General features: G+C 48.5%; 17 protein-coding genes. 7 read left to right on the plus strand and 10 right to left on the minus strand.

The window, feature by feature from the left end; all coding sequences use genetic code 11:
• The first annotated feature begins 9 nt into the window (after positions 1-9).
• Genes ABNS04_RS04870 through mgtE form a run of 6 tightly spaced genes read left to right on the plus strand, consistent with a single transcriptional unit; the run spans position 10 to position 4,726 of the window.
• A complete protein-coding gene (locus tag ABNS04_RS04870) occupies positions 10-1,461 on the plus strand; it encodes an RNA polymerase factor sigma-54 (RefSeq protein ID WP_348671214.1) in 1,452 nt (483 codons plus the stop codon).
• 28 nt (positions 1,462-1,489) lie between these two features.
• Positions 1,490-1,777 (plus strand): ribosome hibernation promoting factor, encoded by a 288-nt coding sequence (gene hpf / locus ABNS04_RS04875; RefSeq protein ID WP_006956868.1) that lies wholly within the window; start codon positions 1,490-1,492, stop codon positions 1,775-1,777.
• 3 nt (positions 1,778-1,780) lie between these two features.
• On the plus strand, positions 1,781-2,257 hold the full coding sequence (gene ptsN, locus ABNS04_RS04880; protein WP_286681510.1) for a PTS IIA-like nitrogen regulatory protein PtsN: 477 nt from the start codon (positions 1,781-1,783) through the stop codon (positions 2,255-2,257).
• Complete coding sequence (gene rapZ / locus ABNS04_RS04885; protein ID WP_272978204.1) at positions 2,242-3,087, plus strand: RNase adapter RapZ; 846 nt, start codon at positions 2,242-2,244, stop codon at positions 3,085-3,087. The genes ptsN and rapZ overlap by 16 nt, the downstream gene beginning before the upstream one ends.
• Entirely contained in the window at positions 3,084-3,362 is a 279-nt protein-coding gene (locus ABNS04_RS04890; RefSeq protein WP_006956871.1) for an HPr family phosphocarrier protein, read from the plus strand. Before rapZ ends, ABNS04_RS04890 begins: the two co-directional genes overlap by 4 nt.
• Before the next feature lie 2 nt (positions 3,363-3,364).
• Positions 3,365-4,726, plus strand: coding sequence for a magnesium transporter (gene mgtE, locus ABNS04_RS04895; RefSeq protein ID WP_006956872.1), 1,362 nt, complete (start codon positions 3,365-3,367; stop codon positions 4,724-4,726).
• A 21-nt stretch (positions 4,727-4,747) separates the two neighbouring features.
• On the opposite strand, the gene pmbA is transcribed toward mgtE, so the two are convergent.
• Positions 4,748-6,094: a metalloprotease PmbA gene (gene pmbA / locus ABNS04_RS04900; protein ID WP_006956873.1), complete on the minus strand. Its 1,347-nt coding sequence runs from the start codon at positions 6,092-6,094 to the stop codon at positions 4,748-4,750.
• 84 nt (positions 6,095-6,178) lie between these two features.
• Here pmbA and yjgA point away from each other — a divergent pair, with 84 nt between their 5' ends.
• Positions 6,179-6,712: a ribosome biogenesis factor YjgA gene (gene yjgA / locus ABNS04_RS04905; protein WP_272978203.1), complete on the plus strand. Its 534-nt coding sequence runs from the start codon at positions 6,179-6,181 to the stop codon at positions 6,710-6,712.
• Positions 6,713-6,715: 3 nt separating this feature from the next.
• Here yjgA and tldD read toward each other — a convergent pair whose 3' ends face one another.
• The 9 genes from tldD to ABNS04_RS04950 are packed head-to-tail and all read right to left on the minus strand — an operon-like array spanning position 6,716 to position 19,218.
• Positions 6,716-8,152, minus strand: coding sequence for a metalloprotease TldD (gene tldD / locus ABNS04_RS04910; protein ID WP_006956875.1), 1,437 nt, complete (start codon positions 8,150-8,152; stop codon positions 6,716-6,718).
• A complete protein-coding gene (locus ABNS04_RS04915) occupies positions 8,149-8,988 on the minus strand; it encodes a carbon-nitrogen hydrolase family protein (protein ID WP_272978202.1) in 840 nt (279 codons plus the stop codon). Before ABNS04_RS04915 ends, tldD begins: the two co-directional genes overlap by 4 nt.
• Positions 8,951-12,823, minus strand: a complete 3,873-nt coding sequence (locus ABNS04_RS04920) for a YhdP family protein (RefSeq protein ID WP_272978201.1) — start codon at positions 12,821-12,823, stop codon at positions 8,951-8,953. Before ABNS04_RS04920 ends, ABNS04_RS04915 begins: the two co-directional genes overlap by 38 nt.
• Positions 12,823-14,292, minus strand: coding sequence for a ribonuclease G (gene rng, locus ABNS04_RS04925; protein WP_006956878.1), 1,470 nt, complete (start codon positions 14,290-14,292; stop codon positions 12,823-12,825). Before rng ends, ABNS04_RS04920 begins: the two co-directional genes overlap by 1 nt.
• Before the next feature lie 4 nt (positions 14,293-14,296).
• On the minus strand, positions 14,297-14,881 hold the full coding sequence (locus ABNS04_RS04930) for a nucleoside triphosphate pyrophosphatase (protein ID WP_272978200.1): 585 nt from the start codon (positions 14,879-14,881) through the stop codon (positions 14,297-14,299).
• Positions 14,881-15,360: a rod shape-determining protein MreD gene (gene mreD, locus ABNS04_RS04935; protein ID WP_006956880.1), complete on the minus strand. Its 480-nt coding sequence runs from the start codon at positions 15,358-15,360 to the stop codon at positions 14,881-14,883. The genes ABNS04_RS04930 and mreD overlap by 1 nt, the downstream gene beginning before the upstream one ends.
• Before the next feature lie 2 nt (positions 15,361-15,362).
• Complete coding sequence (mreC, locus tag ABNS04_RS04940) at positions 15,363-16,217, minus strand: rod shape-determining protein MreC (protein ID WP_040488184.1); 855 nt, start codon at positions 16,215-16,217, stop codon at positions 15,363-15,365.
• Between the two features lie 32 nt (positions 16,218-16,249).
• The gene (locus tag ABNS04_RS04945; protein ID WP_006956882.1) at positions 16,250-17,293 is read right to left on the minus strand and encodes a rod shape-determining protein; all 1,044 of its coding nucleotides are present in this window, start codon (positions 17,291-17,293) and stop codon (positions 16,250-16,252) included.
• A gap of 50 nt (positions 17,294-17,343) precedes the next feature.
• The gene (locus tag ABNS04_RS04950; RefSeq protein ID WP_272978363.1) at positions 17,344-19,218 is read right to left on the minus strand and encodes an SUMF1/EgtB/PvdO family nonheme iron enzyme; all 1,875 of its coding nucleotides are present in this window, start codon (positions 19,216-19,218) and stop codon (positions 17,344-17,346) included.
• Positions 19,219-19,317 lie beyond the last annotated feature (99 nt).

Genomic DNA, 19,317 nt, shown 5'->3' on the forward strand with positions numbered 1-19,317 from the left:
GATAATCAGATGAAACAAAGTTTGCAACTAAAAATGGGTCAACAATTGACGATGCCCCCACAATTACAACAAGCCATTCGGCTGTTGCAACTCTCATCGCTCGATCTACAAGCTGAGATTCAAGAAGCCTTAGATAGTAATCCCTTACTTGAGGTCGAGAACGATGCCGACGACGCGCCTCAAGAATCTTCTCAACAAACTAAAAATGACGATAGCCAAAAAGAAACGTCTGATGCGCTGAACGAGCAGTCCCTGCCTGATGATTTACCATTAGACAGCACTTGGGACGATACCTATACCTCAACCACGCCCACCAGCAGCTTAAGTTCTAGCCAGTCATTTGATGGTGAACATGATGTTTACCAAGGCGAAACCAACGACTCCCTGCATGACCACCTGTTATGGCAAATGCAACTATCTCACTTTACCGACGAGGATGCGGCTATCGCCACCGCGATTATTGAGTCTATCGATGAGCGCGGCTATCTCACGACCGATGTTGCAGAGCTCGTTGAGGCCATTGCACTCCCCGAGGTTGATGTCGAAGAAGTCGCTATGGTGCTAAAGCGAATTCAACGCTTTGACCCGGTCGGCGTTGGGGCGCGCACGATCCAAGAATGCTTGAGTATTCAATTACAACAACTAACTGATGCAACCCCCCATAAAAATCTGGCATTGACCCTGATAAACGATTACATGGAGCTCATGGGTGCACGGGATTACAAAGGTCTGCAACGCAAGCTAAGAATAGATGAAGCCGAACTAAAAAGTACATTACGGTTGATTCAAACCTTGAACCCTTATCCCGGAGATGTAATCGATCAAAAGCCAACTGAATACGTTATTCCTGATATCTCCGTGGTTAAAAAGAATGGTCGTTGGGTGGTCGAATTAAATCCAGATAGCGTACCTAAATTAAGAGTGAACGAAGAATATGCAGCGCTGAGTCGGCAGGCAAAATCAAGTGCAGACTCTCAGTATATAAAGCAGCACACACAGGAAGCACGCTGGTTTATAAAAAGCTTAGAGAGTCGAAACGACACGCTACTTAAAGTTGCACATTGTATCGTTCAACGCCAACAAGGCTTTTTTGAGCATGGTGAGGAGGCAATGAAGCCGATGGTTCTGAATGATGTCGCAGAAGCCGTAGATATGCACGAAAGCACGATTTCGCGCGTTACAACCCAGAAATACCTTCATTGTCCCCGCGGCATCTTTGAGCTCAAGTACTTCTTTTCCAGCCATGTGAGTACCGAAACAGGAGGTGAGTGTTCAAGTACCGCTATCAGAGCCTTAATTAAAAAACTTGTTGCCGCAGAAAACCGCGCAAAACCATTAAGCGACAACAAAATTGCTGAACTCATCGCAGATCAGGGAATCCAAGTAGCGAGGAGAACGATCGCGAAATATCGCGAATCGCTCAATATTCCCTCTTCAAGCCAGCGGAAGAGTCTGCTTTAATATTGTTCAACCGTAGAAGGAAGACGTTATGCAAATCAACCTAACAGGTCATCACATTGATATTACCGACGCGTTGCGTGAATACGTGGATACAAAATTTGCCAAACTAGAGCGCCACTTTGACCACATAAACAACGTTCACGTCATCCTAAATGTTGAAAAAACGATTCAAAAAGCGGAAGCTACGCTTCACGTCAATGGCGGAGAGATTTTCGCCGATGCAGAACACGAAGATATGTACGCGGCAATCGATGGGCTTATTAATAAGCTCGATCGCCAAGTGATTAAACACAAAGAAAAGTTGAAAAAACACTAAATCATGCAATTGTCCGATCTTTTGAGCCCCGACTGCACCAAATGTGCAGTCGAGGGTGCAAGCAAAAAGCGTTTGTTAGAAACTATCAGCGCCATCGCAGCTCCTAAACTTGTGGGAATTACTAAACATGACATTTTTGAGAGTCTAATTAATCGCGAACGCCTCGGTAGCACAGGTATAGGGTTAGGGATTGCAATACCTCACGGTCGCTTGGCGAATGCAACCCAGCCAGTGGCAGTGCTTATGACATTGGAACAACCGATTGAATTCGATGCCATTGATAACCAACCCGTTGATATCGTGTTTGCGTTGCTTGTACCAGAATCGGAACATGAAAATCACTTAAATACGCTCGCGACCGTAGCTAAGCGAATGAACAATAAAGAGTGCACACGTTCATTGCGCGATGCACACAGTGATCGCGAACTTTATACGATTTTTGTCAGCGAGGATCAGGCACCTGAATGCAACTTATCATAGTTAGTGGACGCTCCGGCTCGGGAAAAACCATTGCCCTTAGGGTACTCGAAGATTTAGGTTTTTATTGTGTCGACAATTTGCCGATCGCTTTACTGTCCACACTTGTGCATTCCGTCATAGCGCAGTATGACCGCGTCGCGATAAGTATCGATGTACGTAATCTGCCCGAAGACTCTCAAGAGCTGCTCGAATCCATTGATTTTTTACCGGCGGAAGTTGATATTGAGGTATTATTCATTGACGCCGATGACCAAACCCTACTGCAGCGTTTTGGAGAGACTCGTCGACTCCATCCTCTGTCGCAAAAGCAACTCCCCTTGCTTGAGGCTCTTCAGCTTGAGAACCGCCTTCTTGACCCCATCGCCGTACGTGCAACTTGGCGTATTGATAGTAGTCACCTTTCGCTCCACCAATTAAGTGAAGAAGTCAGTGCCAGAGTACTTGGCAAAGCATCAAAGCAAGTGGTCATTGTGTTTCAGTCATTTGGCTTTAAACATGGTGTGCCAAAAGATGCCGACTTTGTATTTGATGCGCGTATTCTTCCAAACCCACATTGGAATCCAGAGCTCAAGCTGCTAACGGGACAGGATGAAGACGTAAAACAATTTTTCCGAAAGGAAAGCTTGGTCACTAAATACTTATTACAAGTTGAAAACTTTTTGGCTACCTGGCTTCCTTATTTTCGACGCAGTAACCGTAGTTATTTAACTATTGCAATGGGCTGTACTGGCGGTCAACATCGCTCGGTCTATCTAGCCGAAACTTTAGCAGAACAGTTCCGATCTGAGGGGACTCATGTTCAAGTTCGTCACCGGGAATTGTCAAAATGACGCAAAAAGTCTGTAAATCCTTGATCATTCGCAATAAACTAGGGCTTCACGCACGCGCAGCAACTAAATTGGCGCGTTTGACGCAAACCTTCGCTGCTAAGATTACAATTAGCCAAGACGGTCAAGAGGTCGATGCGGGTAGTGTGATGTGCTTAATGTTGCTAGCAAGCCAGCAAGGACGTGAAGTCCAAGTCTGTGCCGATGGTGACGATGCAGAGGCGGCTTTGGTTGCCATCACCACCTTATTTGAAGATAAATTTGAGGAAGCAGAATAATCATGATGGCTGAGTTGTCCGATAAAGAATACGCAATGCAGCGTATTCAAGAGGTAAATACTGCCCTGTCGGACGGTATGTATGTGGCTGCCCGCCGCATGCTGCACAATATGCCAGCCTGCGATATTGCATTATTGCTTGAATCATCGCCGCCGAAAAGTCGAGCTATCGTTTGGAAGCTTGTCGATGCCGATGAACACGGCGATATCCTTGAAGAGCTCTCAGAAGAAGTTCAAAAATCCATTATTCGCCAGATGGCGCCGGAGAAATTGGCGGCTGCCACCGAGGGAATGGATACCGATGACTTGGCTTACGTACTGCGTGGTTTGCCCGACCAAGTTTATCAAGAAGTTCTCAAATCAATGGACGAGCGCGACCGAGAGCGCGCAGAAACGGCATTGTCATACGATGAGGACTCTGCCGGCGGCATCATGAATACGGATACCATCACGGTACGAGCCGATGTCACCGTCGATGTGGTATTACGTTACCTTCGTCTAAAAGGTGAGCTACCAGAAGCCACCGATAAACTTTATGTCGCCGACCGCAACGATAAACTCATCGGTGAAATTGCTTTATCACGTTTAGTGACCGTCGACCCGTCAAAAGTGGTCAGTGATATTATGTCACCGGATATCGTCAGTATTCCTGTCGATATGGATGAGACCGAGGTCGCTAAATTATTTGAACGTCACGACTGGGTTTCAGCGCCCGTTGTCGACGGAGAGCAACAACTTGTTGGTCGAATTACCATCGATGACGTGGTTGATATCATTCGTGAGGATGCCCAACACTCGATGTTGAGTATGGCGGGTTTAGAAGATGACGAGGATACTTTTGCTCCGGTACTCAAAAGTACTCGCCGCCGTACGGTATGGTTGGCTATTAACTTGGTTACGGCGTTACTCGCCGCCATGGTGAGTTCATTATTCGAAGATGTGTTAGCGCAGATGGCAGTGCTCGCCATCCTGAATACCATTGTGCCAAGTATGGGCGGGATCGCGGGTAGTCAAACCCTGACCTTGGTGATTCGAGGTATGGCGCTTGGTCATATCGGTAGTAGCAACTCAAGGTGGTTGATCGGCAAAGAACTCGCCATTGGTGCGCTGAACGGTATTATTTGGTCAATCCTTATTGCCGCTGTTGTGGCGCTCTGGATGCAAAGTTGGTTGGTCGGTGGCATTATCGCCTTCGCGATGATGATGAACCTCTTAGCGGCGGCGCTTGCCGGCGTGACCGTACCCATGATACTGAAGCGTTTTGATATTGACCCGGCACTGGCGGGTGGTGTGATTTTGACCACCGTCACCGATGTGGTCGGTATCTTTGCATTCTTGGGTACTGCGACATTGCTGCTGTCTTAAACAGCAATGTCGCCGGTTGCTTTACTGACCTGCAATCCGCATTTCTTCTAACAACACCGATCCCGTATGCAAGGCATGGCGCTCGTCAACATCGTTACCAATAGCGACAATATTCGCCAACATATCTTTTAGATTGCCCGCAATCGTCACCTCTTCAACTGGATATTGAATTTCACCATTCTCAACCCAGAATCCAGCAGCGCCACGCGAATAATCACCGTTAACTAAGTTTACGCCTTGACCCATCAATTCGGTGACCAGTAAGCCTGTGCCCATCTGTTTGCACAGTTCAGCCAAACTCTTATCACCATGGGTCAAGCGCCAGTTATGGATGCCCCCAGCATGACCGGTGGGCTGCATATCCATCTTGCGGGCCGCATAGCTAGTAAGTAGATAAGTCTGCAACTCACCGGCCGTAACGATATCACGTTCAATCGTAGCTAAACCTTCATGGTCAAACGGACTGCTTGCTAAACCACCCACGATATGAGGACATTCTTTAATGTTTAACCACGACGGCAACACCGGCTGGCCCAATGCATCTAGCAAGAAACTCGATTTCCGGTAAAGGTTGCCGCCACTGATCGCACTCACGAAATGACCGAACAAACTGCCAGCCACGTCAGCGCGGAAAATTACGGGGACTTTGGCGGTATCAATCTTACGGCCCCCTAAACGTGATAACGTCTCCTGAGCGGCTTCCTCAGCTACTTTTTCGGGCGCAGCTAAGTCTTGCGTTCGACGCGCAACCGAATAGCTCATATCGCGTTGCATGCGCTCACCTTCTTTTGCGATCAGTACGCAACTTAAATTATGACGCGACTGCAAATAACCGCCCAAAAAACCGTGACTATTGCCATATACGCGAAAGCCCGTATGCGAACCGTAGTGTGCACCGTCAGAGTTAATAATGCGATCATCTAAAGCTAAGCCATGACGCTCACAGGCAAGTGCTTGCTCTATCGCGTATTCTGCACTTTGATCGCCGGGGTGGCATAAGTCTAACTCAGGATAATCTTTGGTCATTAGTTCTTTGGGTGCTAACCCATTAAACGGGTCAGCTGAGGTATAACGGGCAATTTCCGCCGCCTTTTTTACTGCCGCAGCAATGGCTTCACGCGATAAGTCGGTAGTCGATGCCGAGCCTTTTTGATGATCACGATACACACTAATGCCCAGCGCACCGTCTTGATTAAATTCAACGGTCTCTACATCGCCCATACGCGTACCGACTGAAATACCGGCGCTTTTGCTGATCGAGCACTCGGCCGCTGAAGTCCCCTCTTTAGCCGCTAACTCCAACGCATATTGGACCGCTAATTCAACATCATCAAGTTGTTGCTGTAACTCGCTAAGTTGAGGTTTCAATGTACACTCCTCTAAATGATTAACGCGTCTTGCGTAAAACTGGTAAACTGCTCGTTATTATTAGCAATTAAAACTGAATGGATTATGGCTCGTAAACCAACCCACTCGACATCGCCAGACGAAACTGAATTTGCAGATGTCCCCAGCAAAAGTGAACGCAAACGCCAAGTTGAAGCCCTACAAAAAATGGGCACTGAGCTCGTAGACTTAACTGATGCGCAACTCAAAAGCATTCCACTCGATGAGGAGCTGCGCAATGCGGTCTTACTCGCTCGTAAAATTAAAAATAAACACGAAGGCTATCGCCGCCAACTCCAGTTTATTGGCAAGTTAATGCGCCAAAGAGACGTTGCACCTATTGAACAAGCAATGGAGCGCCTCAACGCCTTTCATCAACAAACTGTGAATCAATTTCATGCTGTTGAGCAACAACGCGACCTGCTGTTGTCAGGTGACGAAGAAGCGCTCACAGACTTTTTTAACCGTTACCCCAACGCCGATATTCAGCGTATTCGCCAATGGCTTCGACAAGCGAAAAAGCAAGCCGAGGAAAACAAGCCGCCTACGGCAGCGCGCCAGCTATTTGTCTATTTACGTGAACTAATGACTGAGGCCTAAGCCTCAGTCAGTACCACCGACTGTCATAGCGTCTAGTTTCAGCGTTGGCTGACCGACGCCGACCGGTAAGCTCTGACCATCCTTGCCGCACACACCGACACCTTGGTCGAGCGCTAAATCATTACCCACCATTGAGACCTTACTCATTGCCTCGGGCCCGTTACCAATTAAAGTCGCGCCTTTAATAGGTTGAGTAATTTTACCGTCCTCAATCAAGTATGCTTCTGATGCCGAAAACACGAATTGACCCGACGTGATATCGACTTGACCACCAGCAAAGTGCGGCGCGTAAATCCCCCGCTTCACAGACGCGATAATATCCTCGGGCTGGTGCTCACCGGGTAGCATGTAAGTATTTGTCATCCGCGGCATAGGCAAGTGTGCATAGCTCTCGCGACGACCGTTACCCGTCACCGCGTGGCCCATCAGACGAGCATTCATTTTATCCTGCATGTAGCCTTTCAAGATGCCATTTTCGATCAGCACATTGCGCCCTGCAGGTGTGCCTTCGTCGTCAATACTTAGCGAGCCGCGGCGATCGGCTAAGGTGCCATCGTCAACGATAGTACAAAGTTCCGAAGCCACTTTTTCACCTATTTTACCCGCGTACGCCGAAGAACCTTTACGGTTAAAGTCACCTTCAAGTCCGTGTCCAACCGCTTCATGCAACAATACACCCGGCCAACCGGCACCAAGTACTACTGGCATCGTTCCTGCCGGAGCGGCAATGGCTTCTAAGTTTACTAATGCTTGGCGAACCGCTTCTTCAGCAAACGCTTTCCAGCGGGGTGTGCCTTCTTCATCTTTAAAGAAGTACTCATAGCTGACGCGCGCGCCACCTCCTGCTGAACCCCGCTCTCGTCGCCCCTCTTGTTCAACAATGACAGAGCAGTTTAACCGGACCAGTGGTCTGTGGTCTTCAGCAAACGTGCCATCAGTCGCTGCAACAAGCACATCGTCGTAGCTGCCCGAGAGACTAACAACCACCTGAGATACACGCTTATCTTGCGCACGCGCATGGGCATCCACCTGCTTCAACAGCGCAATTTTCTCCGCCTCTTCGAGTGACTGCAGTGGGTTCTTAGCGGCATACTGTGCCGCTACCGACTGCTTAGTCCACGCCTTGACCTGTTTACTTTGACCTTGCCGAACAATGCCGCGTGCCGCGTTACAAGTTTGTGTGAGTGCTTGCTGAGTAATCTCGTCAGCATAAGCAAAGCCTGTTTTTTCACCTTGTATGGCACGGACACCCATACCCGTTTCATTGTGATATGCACCGTCTTTAATAATGCCGTCTTCTAATACCCATGACTCGTTGACACTGCCTTGAAAATAAATGTCAGCAAAGTCGATATCGCCGTTGTACAAGGTACCCAGCGCTCTAGCGAGATCCGACTCAGTCACAGGTAGTTCATTTATCCAACTCAATTTATCGCTCATACATCCTCATTTAGATTAGCACTCACCGCTAGACGCGTTTGATCCGCGACAGGCATCTGCGCGCGAATGTTCTCTAATTTTTCTCTGTCAAAATAGGCACTGACAACGCCCTCTCCATCGGCTTGCTCGGCTATGACTTCACCCCAGGGGTCAACGATCATCGAGTGTCCATAGGTACGGCGTCCGTTGGCGGCCTCGCCGTATTGGTTGGGTGCCAACATATACACTTGCTGCTCAATCGCCCGCGCTCTCACCAGCGGATGCCAGTGTGCTGCACCTGTTACCTCAGTAAATGCTGAGGGTAATAAAATAATATCGGCGCCCTTGGCACGCAGCGCTTTGAATAACTCCGGAAAACGTAAATCATAACACACCGCCATACCGACCACAGCGAAGCCGAGGTCGATGGTGACAATCGAACTTCCCGCACGTGTCCAGCGTGATTCTCGGTATTGCCGCGTGTTGTCGGCAACGTCAACATCAAACAAGTGGATTTTATCATAACGCGCCAGGCAGCGACCGTCGGGCCCATAACACAAGCTGGCTGCTGCAAAGCGTTCGCCCGCCTGAAGCGGAATGGTGCCACCGACAAGGTATATTTCATGCTGTTTAGCTAGCTCAGATAAGCGTTGTTGTACGGGTCCATTACCAACAGGTTCGGCCATATCTAACTGAGCTCGGTCGCCAGCACCAAAGCAGCTAAACGCTTCAGGAACCACTACCAGTTGCGGGCGTTGCTCTGGCAATTGTTCTAATAAACGTTCAAGCAGAGCAAGGTTTTCAGTGGGCGTCTTAAAACTACTGAGTTGGATTGCGCTGAGTAGAGGTGACGTCATTGTTTGCCTCCTTATCTTTTTCCAATTCTGGAATGTCCACAGGGCGGCTGTCTCGTTCAACTTCTTGAACGACAGGGTTATCAATAGTACCAGTGACGTGGTAGCGCAACAATGAGATAACTTTGGCGTCTTGCAGCACCTTGTCAATGAGCAGTGCCGCTAATCCGCTCGGTGGATTAACCATCCAAGCCAAAATAACAGGTAAACTAGAGGTCACTTTAGGGGCGTAAGTTAACTCATAATTTAACGACTGCGTCTCTAAATCAGTCGAGCCACGAATCGCCATATCGCCGGCGGACCCAAATAATTGCGTATCATTGGTAGTCAAAACACCCTGCGCGATCTGCACGCTTCCATTGAGGTCGGTATAGAACATTCCTTGCGAAAACACGTCACGAAAATCCAAAGTGAGTTTACGCAAGATACCATCTAAGCTTAGTAGAGAAAAAAGTCGTGCTCCGCCATCACTGACCTCAGCCAAGTAACCTTGTCCAAAGTCCCACTGAAGTGCTCCCGATAAGGTATCGAAATCCACCTGATGAGGATGATCGTTCCAACGTACACCAAAACTGACCTTAGCTGAGCTATCACGAATCGCGGTTTCAAGGCCATACTCTCGTAACAATTCCCCAATATCACTGGTTGTCAACTCACCACTTAGTTGTGTTAACGGCTGTCCTTCACTGACCATCCAAAAACCCGACGCCTCAAGCTGCTCCGTTTCCGTCGTCATTTTCAGTTGATTGAGTGCAATGCCCCCTTGGATAGGAACTAACTCAGCATGTACACGCCCTAAATGGTGATCATCCAAACGACACACCTTACAAGTAATGTTGAGCGGCGGAACGCGGCTGACCCACTCGTAGTCGGAGGAGTCAGCAGGCTCAGAAGTTGTATTCGCCGGCGTGCTGGTATTGAGCTGCGCGAAATCTGCATTAACTTCAATGGGATCTTCTAAAAACGCTTCGGGGAGCGTTGCTTTCACTGATAAGTTATCTGCCAAAATGCGCGCCTGCCAAACACGCTTTTCAGGATAAATATCAATATCAGCATTATTAAACGACTGCTGTCCCCATGAAAGAGCATCGGTTTTGATGCGGATAGAATCAGGCAGATACCAAGCACTTAGCGACTGTTCACTATTGGCATTTGATGGGCCATCATCGGCGAACGAATCACTTATGAAATACAGCAAGTCGTACCATTGACCGATGGCTAGATTCGGTAAGTAGGCACGAATATCAAAAGTCGCTTCACTATTGAGGTCCGGCAACGACGCCCTATCGCCAATAGTCAGGCTTGCATACTGCCACTGGGGGACACCCGGTTGCCAGGCACTTCGCCAGCGCAAACGGTCACCGGATTTCACCTCGAGTGCGAGATCGTTGCCGTTACCATCGAGCCTTACATCTAATTGCCAGTTTTCACCGAACTCCTTATTCAAAGGTTCCGGGAGCCGTGATTCGAGCCCAGTAAGATCGAGTTGTGAATTCGCCGATACCTGAACGTCATCCTGAATATTCAGATCGACATTGACGATACCATTGATTGCACCATAAAAATAACGCGCCCATCCCTGTTTCGGTAGCGCTTTGAAGAGCGGTTCAAGTTGCCAGTCTAATTCATTTTCGATCGTCAGGTGATAACCCTCTGATTGAGGTTTACCGACAACCTTGCTAGCGAAGGGACGTCCAAACCATTTCAGCACAAGATTCTCGGTCGCGACTTGCTGGTCGTCTATCAACAAGGTACCTGACTCAACATCAAACCATTGATCGATCGCCGCGATATAGACTCGGTTACCCGCTAAGTCAGCTTGCACATCAACCCCAACCTCTCGCGAACCGTCAAATGGAACATCGAGGTTAAACTGACCACTGATGCGGCTTTCAGGCATCACTTGGTTAAACACTTCAGCGACCGAGGTCAACGGTGACTGCTGAAATACCGAGCGTACGGACGATGCCGGTCCAGCGACTTTTGCGTTAACCTGTAAGCCACGGCTTGGATCGAGCAAGTCAGCAATAGTGGCATTGACTTGTTCGATCGTCACACCATTGATACGTCCCTGTGAAGCTCGCATGTTCAAACTATGTTGATAAAAATCGAGCGTCAGTGGTAGCTCCTGCAGAGCTGGCCAATCGGGCTGAAAACGATAAGTCAGCGTATCGAACTGCACACTTGCATTAAAAACCCCCTGATTTATATTGCGAGGAAGCATAAAGTGCTCGGCACGCCATGCCAGCGTCATTTGCTTTACCGCGCCTTCCGCTAATGCGCCGGATAGGTAACGCTTGAGCCCTTCCCCCATCACATCCGGTAATGCCGTTTTCAACGAGTCCACAGCAAAGGGTTGTTTGCTAAGCAATGCCAGTTCAAACCCTGGACCTAGCGCCTCGTTTGAGCGCCAAACACCTCGCGCTTCAAGTTGCATATCAGCAATTGCAAGTTGGCTATCTTGCCATGCCACTTGCCAGCCGTCAGAGCCATAGTCAGCGGAGCCACCTATTGCTACGTTATTCAGTTGCCAAGCACGTTGTTCGGATAGATGATCACTGGTAATTGTTAACTGCGGTGCTTCAATCGTCCAATGCGCCTGTTGGAGATCGCCCTCAGCTGTCATTGATAAAGGTGAAAAGGCCGGAATTGTGTCTGAACCAGAGGCCCTCACATTATCGAGCTCTGCTCGCCAGTGCCATGGATGCTTAGCATCGCTCCGCAAATAGAGATCGGCCTCAGCCTCAAGCCCAGACGCCTGCACTGTCTGATATGTCAGCCCTCCATCATCCATTAATTGCAAAAGCGGCGTCAGTTTCGACAGCGGCAAATGTTCTATACTGGCACTCAGTGTATCCGCAAGACTTTGCACGCGCATTGCTGGCCATTCCAGCGAACTGTTGTCGACTTCGACGGTCATTGGGGTACTGTTAATAAGCCACCCCTGACCATGTCTTTCCATCTGTACTTCACCCGACGGTATATGTAAATCAACGACTCTATTGTCTCGTTGCATCGTCAAACGATTATCCAAGATCCGCATCAAAGCCTTCGATACTTGACCCTGGAAAATATCCAACCACACCGTAAAATTGACATTTGAGTCGGTGATGTCGATACCAGGAATTTGTTTTTCGAGCCAAGGACTCACATCTATTCCGCGTGAGTCCACGTAAAACTGACCGACCATATCACGCCAACGACGCCCTTCGAGTTGCAGCACGAAGTTTAAGCGATTCGGCGTAAAATTTTTGACTCTGAATTGGCCAACACCTTGGTGGATGCTACCTCGGTTACTCCAAGATAACCTTTCAATATCGATGGTTCGTGAGTTGCCGCTGAGCGGGGTTACATGCAAGCTACTTTGCTGAAAGGAAAAGCTTTCTAATTGATTCAGAAATAATTGCTCGACTTGATCAAGCTTTACGCTTTCACTCTCACCCTGTGTCAAACGCCGCAGATCTAATTGAATATCTGCCTGCTCAAGAATAAACTGTTGCAGTACCCATTGGCGCTCGGCCACTGATTCCCAGAAATCAATAACCACCCAAAGTCGACCCACATCAACACTGAGCGCGTCATGGTCGGCGTCACCGAGTTTGAAGTTTGATAGCTCGATGGCGGGGCCTTGTTGACGCCAAGATAATGCTAATTGATTAATATGGACCTGTTGCCCAAGACTTGCGCTCACTTGCCTTTCTAACGGTTTAGTGAGGTCGGGAAAATAAGGCAATCCATAGCGTAATAAGCTCAGCAGTACGGCAGCCAGCACTAATAAAATGGCCGATAACCAAACCAGCTTGTGAAAACTCCAGCTTATTGCGCGTTTTAAAGTCACTACATCATCACCACATCAAATTGCTCTTGGTTATAGAGCGGCTCTGTTTGTATTGTTATTTGACGCGAAACAAACAACTCAAGTTCAGCCAATGCATGAGATTCTTCATTCAACAGGGCTTCACTCACCGGTGCGGATGCGTAAACGACGAATTTATCGGCTTCATAGGCTTTGTGCACGCGGACAATTTCTCGCATAATTTCATAACATACTGTTTCAACGGTTTTCATTGAGCCCCGTCCGCGACATACCGGACACTCACCACACAATACGTGTTCTAGACTCTCGCGTGTACGTTTACGCGTCATCTCGACTAAGCCGAGTGTGGTAAAGCCATTTATCGAGGTCTTAGCACGATCCTTATTTAATGCTTGTTCAAGGCTATGAAGAACTCGCCGCTTATGCTCTTCATCTTGCATATCGATAAAATCAATAATGATAATACCGCCTAAGTTTCGCAAGCGTAATTGCCTTGCTATGGCTTGGGTGGCTTCAATATTAGTATTGAATATCGTCTCTTCGAGGTTTCGATGTCCCACAAATGCACCGGTGTTGATATCGATCGTCGTCATCGCTTCGGTCTGATCAATAATTAATGACCCACCCGACTTCAATTCGACGCGTCTATCTAATGCACGCTGAATTTCATTTTCAATATCAAACAGGTCAAAAATCGGACGATCTCCGCGATAATACTCCAACACGTGCGTCAGCTCTGGAATAAAATCCTTAGTAAATAACTTCAATTGATCGAGTGTGGTGCGAGAATCGACACGAATACGCTCTATCGCCTCTCCGACAAAGTCCCGCAGCACACGACAACAGAGGTTTAAATCTTCATATAAAATTCCGACCCGGCGCTGCGACTTTTTGCGCTTCTTAATCTGCGACCACAAGCGTGTTAAAAACTCTGCATCACTTGTTAGCGACCCCTCGTCAACACCCTCGCCCGCAGTTCGGACGATGAACTTGCCTTCATCGTGACTGAGTGACTCCGCAATCGAACGTAAGCGTTCACGTTCATCGGCATCATCAATGCGTTGTGATACGCCGACGTGATTACTCTGTGGCATGAAAACCAAATAACGGGACGGTAACGTAATATCGGTGGTGAGCCGTGCCCCCTTTGTACCCAGCGGATCTTTAACAACCTGGACCATAATCGGCTGGCCTTGGTGCACAAGCTGAGTGATATTCAACTGTGACTTCTCTTCACGCTCAATCGTTTCACCACCGTCCAGTGTTGTCACAATATCCGATGCGTGCAGAAAAGCTGCTTTATCTAAGCCGATATCTACAAACGCTGCCTGCATGCCTGGCAACACCCGCGATACCTTGCCCATATAGATATTGCCCACGAGACCACGTTTGACTTGGCGTTCGATATGCACTTCTTGCAAAATGCCGTTCTCAACCAACACCACTCGACTCTCGGTGGGCGTCACATTCATTAGTACTTCTACGCTCATGGTCTCATCCTAGTTTGGCTTCGACGGCCTGTAAAAGCTGTTCGGTTTCGTAAAGAGGCAAACCGACGACCGCAGTATAACTCCCGCTTATCCGTTTAACCCAACGGGCTGCCCCGCCTTGAATCGCGTAACCTGCGGCTTTATCTAGAGGTTCCCCAGTTTGCCAGTAAGTTAACGCAGCTGACTCACTGATAACGCCCATGCTCACCTCCGTGGTCACTTCTTCTCTTTCAACCAAGCTGGGCGCATTGCCATCATAATACATGATGCAAACGGCTGTGCGTACCTTATGGGTACGTTCGGCTAGGGAGCGTAGCATTGCAATACCGTGCGCTTGGTCTCGCGGCTTTTCCATAACCTCACCATCGCGATCGATAAGCGTATCGGAACCTATCACGATACAGGCTGCGCCATATTGTTTAGCAGATGCAATCGCTTTTTCGTAAGCTAATCTTTTAACGTATGCCGATGCCGTTTCATGTGTACCTTGTTGTTCCGGAATATCGCTTGCTAAACAGACAAAGTCGGCACGAATTTGTTGCAATAGCTCACGTCGACGAGGTGAACCAGAGGCGAGGACTAACTGCATTAAACAACTCCAAAGCGACGACGGATTTTGCGTAACAGAGGAAACAGCCAAAACCAAAACAATGCCGACGTCAGCGCTGGCCAAAAGTAGCTTGAGGTGAATTGTGCATCATGAATAAATACATTTGCTTGAAACACGATGAGTCGCTTAATCAATATTAAAAATGCGATTAATATCACTTGCTGGGGTAGCGAGAAGTTGCGAATACGCTGAAAGTGGCGGGCAGCGAAGTAGCTCACAACAACCATTCCAAGCGCATGCACGCCCAGCACGGAGCCCAGCAAAATATCGGTTAACACGCCAAGGACGAGTGCAGTACCCAGGCTCACTCGATGCGGAAGCGCGATAATCCAATAGAGCAATACCAACGTCACCCAATCGGGTCGATACACATCAATACTCGCAGGCATCGGCATCACCATCAATACCAGTGCAACTAAGTACGTGAGTACGAGCGGTATTAATCCGTGCTTAAACATGGTTATTTCTGATCCTCAAAAATCGGCGCTTGCTCGGCACCTTGTGGCCATAGCAACAATACCGTTCGCACGCGGTCGAGTGCACTGATTGAATCGGCTGTCACTTCGGCAAATGGCAGTGATTCGTTGCGATTGATACGCGTGATACGCGCCACCGGGTAGCCTTCAGGATACACGCCCCCCAACCCGGAGGTCATCAGTAAGTCTCCCTCGGCAAGTTCGGAGCTGTGTGGCACAAACATAAGCTGCAGCTTGCCAATCTCACCGGTTCCTTGCGCGAGTACCCGAATATCATTTCGCTCGGCGCGTAACGCAATGCCATGGCTCTGATCAGAGATCAGTAGCACACGGGCTGTGTTACTGCCAACATCTTGGATTTGGCCGACCACACCCTTGCTATCAATAACCGGTTGTCCCTCGTAAACGCCATTGAGCGTTCCTTTGTTGATCACCAATTGTTGGCTAAACGGCTCCGAAGCCACCGCTACCACTTCAGCTACCATTCGCCGACTCGGTTGACGTTGTTCTGAACCCAGAAGTGCACGTAGACGCTTATTTTCGTTACTAATGAATTGCAACTGTTGAAGCTGAGCACGTAATTCAAGCATTTGCTTTTTCAGCGCTTGATTCTCTTCAGCAAGCTGTTCTTGATTTTTAACACTCTCAGAAAAGTTACTTAGGATTTGCTCTGGTAAAATAGCTAAATACTGGACGGGTGTGACCAAGGAGTTCAGAAACATCCGCACAGGCTGCATCGCTTGCAGTCGATGGTCGACAAAAATCAATAGAAACGAACAGGCTAGTGCGAGCACTAGCCTGGATAGTAATGAGGGTCCACGAGTGAATAAGGTTTTCATCTGTGCGCTAACTACACCCCACCTAAATTGACTTACTCGTAACTAAACAAATCACCGCCGTGCATGGCGATCATTTCAAGTGCCTTACCGCCTCCACGTGCTACACAAGTGAGTGGGTCATCTGCAATCACAACAGGGATGCCGGTTTCTTCCATTAACAAACGGTCGAGATCTTTTAGTAAAGCCCCCCCGCCTGTTAGAACCATTCCACGCTCCGAAATATCAGACGCTAACTCGGGTGGCGACTGCTCAAGTGCAACCATCACGGCACTAACGATACCCATTAACGGCTCTTGTAAAGCTTCGAGAATCTCATTGCTGTTGAGTGTGAACGAGCGCGGTACGCCTTCCGCTAGGTTACGCCCGCGCACTTCGATTTCCTTCAGCTCTTCACCTGGGAATGCGGAGCCGATTTCGTGTTTGATTCGTTCCGCTGTCGCGTCACCAATCAACGCACCAAAGTTACGACGTACATAATTAATAATGGCTTCATCAAATTTGTCACCACCAATACGAACAGATGATGAGTAAACTACACCATTTAATGAAATAATCGCGACTTCTGTTGTACCACCACCAATATCAACAACCATCGAACCCGTCGCCTCAGATACTGGTAAGCCGGCACCAATCGCGGCAGCCATAGGCTCATCAATAAGGTGAACTTCACGTGCGCCAGCACCTAACGCTGATTCACGAATTGCGCGGCGCTCTACTTGCGTCGAGCCGCAAGGAACACAGACCAATACGCGTGGGCTTGGCTTAAAGTAATGGCTGTCATGCACTTGCTTAATAAAGAACTGAAGCATTTTTTCGCACACATAAAAGTCGGCGATAACACCATCCTTCATCGGGCGAATCGCTTTGATGTTGCCAGGAGTACGGCCTAACATCTGCTTCGCTGCTGCACCCACGGCTGCAATTGCTTTAGGTCCACCTGAGCGCTCCTGTCGAATAGCCACGACAGATGGCTCGTTAAGCACGATGCCCTCGTCCTTTACATAAATCAACGTATTGGCAGTACCCAAGTCGATGGATAAGTCGTTTGAAAACAAGCCGCGAATTTTCTTAAACATGTAGCGGTAAATCCCTAAAAAAAGTGCTAAAAACTGCAATCAAGCGCACATTATTGCGCTCGTACTACCCGAAACCCAATATAGTTAGAACTAAAATCTGCTGGAAGTTCCATTCGCGTCGAAACACGCGCTAGGCTAGGTGCAAAGTTCCATGCACCGCCACGGACAACTTGTCCGTCTTCAGAGCGAGTCCATTCCCAGACATTACCTACGGTGTCGAACAACCCCCACGGATTACGCGCGAATTGAGCAACAGGTGCTGAACGCTCATTTGACCATTCAGACCCACAGTGGCGACAGTTAGCGTTTTTCACGCCAACGTCTTCTCCCCACCAAAAGTCAGTTTCTGTGCCAGCGCGAGCCGCATATTCCCATTGCTTCTCAGAAGGGATATCGTAATCGAAACCGCTTTTGTCTGACAACCAGTCCGTGTATGCCTTTACATCTTCATAACTAATACAGACAACCGGTGAATTCTCTGTTTGCTGAAATCCTGGACTGCGCCAATTTAACGTACCGTCCATTTTCGGCATGCCGTTGTTCAGTTCAGCACAATTACCGTTCTTCTCTGCTTCTGTGACATAGGCGGTATCATTAACGAAATCACGAAACTTTCCCACCGTCACCTCTGTATCACTGATACCAAAAGGTGCGTCAATCGTTACGGTTTGCACAGGACGTTCGTTAGGTAAACCATCACCGCTTAAGTCGCCCATTTGATAGTTACCGGCCGGTACGACTACAAGTTCAGGCCCTCTGACATCACGAAATAAAATATCTTGAACCTTTTCACCACGCGTAAACGAGTAGTCCGATTTTTCTAATTCAGCGCGAATAGATTGCGCATCGCTCAGCCGAATGACGTCACTGTATGAACTATAACCATACTTACGAACTTCAACGCGGTGTTCCCCACGAGGCAACATGATCTCAATGGGTGTTGAGCCATAGCTGACGCCATCAATTAACACTTCATCGTCGTACACGTTTGAGCGCAAAGTAAGAGGATGCATGACGGCATCGCTCGATGACCCTGCATTCGTCTGGGTTGTGCTGGCCTGTTCGGCATTTTCAACGACACAGTATCGCGCGTCGATTTCAAGCAATCGGCAAGCTTGTGCACGAGGAAGCTGTCCACGTAATTCAACAGCAATTTTTACACCGTAGTTTCCTTGTCCACTAAAGCCATTACTGACTGTCTTGGAGCCTAGGATCTGAACATTGGGGCTCACTTGCTCAAGGTTTTGACGAGCCTGCTCGGCCTCGCTCAAGCCACTTACGATTTCGTTGAGGTATTGCTTCGAGGCCTTTTGTTTGGCTAATAATTTACCACGCGTCTCGCATTGGCTGAGTGTTTCCTCACGGTCACACACAATCGACTGACTCACTTCGAGCTCACCCGTTTGGTTGAATTCACGTTCCAAACGCTCTACACGAGCCACCTCGCGCTGATCTTTCAGCGACTCGATCTCATTGAGCAGTGCGTGACGGCTGACTCGCGCTTCCTCAACTTCTTGCTGTTTGTCATCAACTAATTGTATCTGTGTTGCTATATCTTTCTTGTTTTGCTGATGAGCCATAACGGCTTCTTTATACGCTTGCTGAGCACCCGCAATATCAATTGTCGGATCATCCACCAGCTGTTGATAGCGGTTGTTCATTTCTTGCAACGCAGTTTGTCTTTGTTTCTCGAGCGTTTGATTGCGTTCGCGCAGCGAGGTTAGCTTTTGTTCCAGCTGCTCGGCTTCGTCTTTAAGACGTTGCACCGTTTGCGTATAGTTATCGTATTCATTTTGCAAACTCGTGATCTTGTCGGAGATCTGCTCCACCGTCATTGACTGCTGTTGCTCTTGCAGAGCAAAAGCCGGCGAAGCGATTGTCAAAGTCGAGGCCATCACTAAGGCCAGTTGAGCCAGTCGCATCATGTTCCCATTCCAAGCTTGAAAGTAATAAAGCGGTAGAGACGTTAAGCCTTACCAGCGCTCTTTATTCGAATATTTATTGGTAAACGTCGTTAACGTCGC

It is taken from the genome of uncultured Idiomarina sp. (assembly GCF_964010655.1).
GTDB lineage: Bacteria > Pseudomonadota > Gammaproteobacteria > Enterobacterales > Alteromonadaceae > Idiomarina > Idiomarina baltica.

Bases quoted from the DNA above. Each gene is read 5' to 3' on its own strand.
- ABNS04_RS04890 (WP_006956871.1), top strand. From the start codon at position 3,084: ATGACGCAAAAAGTCTGTAAATCCTTGATCATTCGCAATAAACTAGGG.
- ABNS04_RS04930 (WP_272978200.1), bottom strand. From the start codon at position 14,881: ATGCAGTTAGTCCTCGCCTCTGGTTCACCTCGTCGACGTGAGCTATTG.
- ABNS04_RS04915 (WP_272978202.1), bottom strand. From the start codon at position 8,988: ATGACGTCACCTCTACTCAGCGCAATCCAACTCAGTAGTTTTAAGACG.
- mgtE (WP_006956872.1), top strand. From the start codon at position 3,365: ATGATGGCTGAGTTGTCCGATAAAGAATACGCAATGCAGCGTATTCAA.
- ptsN (WP_286681510.1), top strand. From the start codon at position 1,781: ATGCAATTGTCCGATCTTTTGAGCCCCGACTGCACCAAATGTGCAGTC.
- yjgA (WP_272978203.1), top strand. From the start codon at position 6,179: ATGGCTCGTAAACCAACCCACTCGACATCGCCAGACGAAACTGAATTT.
- ABNS04_RS04870 (WP_348671214.1), top strand. From the start codon at position 10: ATGAAACAAAGTTTGCAACTAAAAATGGGTCAACAATTGACGATGCCC.
- ABNS04_RS04950 (WP_272978363.1), bottom strand. From the start codon at position 19,218: ATGATGCGACTGGCTCAACTGGCCTTAGTGATGGCCTCGACTTTGACA.
- hpf (WP_006956868.1), top strand. From the start codon at position 1,490: ATGCAAATCAACCTAACAGGTCATCACATTGATATTACCGACGCGTTG.
- ABNS04_RS04945 (WP_006956882.1), bottom strand. From the start codon at position 17,293: ATGTTTAAGAAAATTCGCGGCTTGTTTTCAAACGACTTATCCATCGAC.
- tldD (WP_006956875.1), bottom strand. From the start codon at position 8,152: ATGAGCGATAAATTGAGTTGGATAAATGAACTACCTGTGACTGAGTCG.
- mreC (WP_040488184.1), bottom strand. From the start codon at position 16,217: ATGAAAACCTTATTCACTCGTGGACCCTCATTACTATCCAGGCTAGTG.
- mreD (WP_006956880.1), bottom strand. From the start codon at position 15,360: ATGTTTAAGCACGGATTAATACCGCTCGTACTCACGTACTTAGTTGCA.
- rapZ (WP_272978204.1), top strand. From the start codon at position 2,242: ATGCAACTTATCATAGTTAGTGGACGCTCCGGCTCGGGAAAAACCATT.
- rng (WP_006956878.1), bottom strand. From the start codon at position 14,292: ATGAGCGTAGAAGTACTAATGAATGTGACGCCCACCGAGAGTCGAGTG.